The sequence below is a fragment of the Suilimivivens sp. genome (assembly GCF_037359455.1).
GTDB classification, from domain to species: domain Bacteria; phylum Bacillota; class Clostridia; order Lachnospirales; family Lachnospiraceae; genus Suilimivivens; species Suilimivivens aceti.
Genome location: NZ_JAXXXI010000033.1, coordinates 1 through 1,292, shown reverse-complemented (window position 1 = coordinate 1,292; position 1,292 = coordinate 1). Strand labels below are relative to the sequence as shown.

At 44.2% G+C, this 1,292-nt stretch carries 1 protein-coding gene; it reads left to right on the top strand.

The window, feature by feature from the left end; all coding sequences use genetic code 11:
* On the top strand, positions 1 to 1,231 hold a 1,231-nt coding region (locus WJQ40_RS04650; protein WP_337538165.1), incomplete at its 5' end, for an IS66 family transposase.
* Positions 1,232 to 1,292 lie beyond the last annotated feature (61 nt).

Sequence of the window (1,292 nt, the reverse complement as noted above, 5' to 3'; positions counted from 1 at the left end):
CCAACTGGAAGATGAAATCTACACAGAGCTGGAGCGGATCCCACCTTCCTACAAGGCGGTAGAGCATCATGTGGGAGTTTATGCCAGCAATGGAAATGGCAGCAGAATCATGAGAGGCAAAGCACCAAGCCGACTCCTGAACCATAGCATTCTCACGCCTTCTCTTGCCGCATCCATTTTTACGGCAAAGTATATCAATGCAGTACCTCTTAACCGGATATCGGAAGGGTATGGTTATGACGGACTTAACATATCCCGTCAGGTCATGGCCGGATGGATGATACGGTTAAGTGATTACTACCTTGACAGCGTTCATCAGATGATGAAGGATGAATTAAAGAAAGCTCCTCTTATTCATTGCGATGAATCGCCCTTTACCATGTCTGGAGAAAAAGATGCAAATGATCCGCAGAGCAAGGATTACATGTGGGTCTATCATTCCCCAGGAATACAGGATTCCCAAAAGATATATCTGTATGAATATGATAATGGTTCCAGATCTGCGGCAGTGATAGACAGATATCTGGAAGGATACAAAGGAATCCTTGTTTCAGACGGATATGCTTCCTACCACACCCTGGACAGAAAGCATGACGACCTGAAAGTTGCCGGTTGCTGGGTTCACTGCAAACGAAAATATGCAGAAATCGTGAAAACAGCAAAAAAAGGAGCTGCATTATCCCCGGCACAGCAGATCGCCAGAGAGGCTGCGGAAAGAATTGCCGTTATTTTCCATACGGACAATCTCAGCAAGGGCAAATCGTCACAGGAGATTCTTGATAACAGACAGCAATCAGTAAAACCACTGGTTGATGCTTTCTTTGCGTGGGTAAAAGATATCCTGAACAATAAGGTCATATCCTCAACTGACCTGAAGAAGGCACTGACCTATTCTGTGAACCAGGAAAAATATCTTCGAGTCTTTCTGGAATCAGCGATTATTCCGCTGGATAATAATGACGCGGAACGCAGCATCAAAAAATTCTGTGTGGGGAAACACAGCTGGCACATCATAGATTCCAAGAAAGGAGCAAAGGCAAGTGCATTCCTGTATTCTATCGCAGAAACAGCGAAAGCCAATGGGCTGAATCCTTTTGAGTATTTTAAGTTCTTGATGGAACAATTGAAAGAATATCCCCGGAATGATGTTCCAGAGGAAGACCTGAAGAAACTTATGCCATGGTCGGAAACGCTTCCTGACTGCTGCAAACAACGGAAGAAACAGAGTTAAAAATGCCATCTGATTTCAGGTGGCATTCATTTTTAGTTAGTGCGGGTTATTTACCTGATAC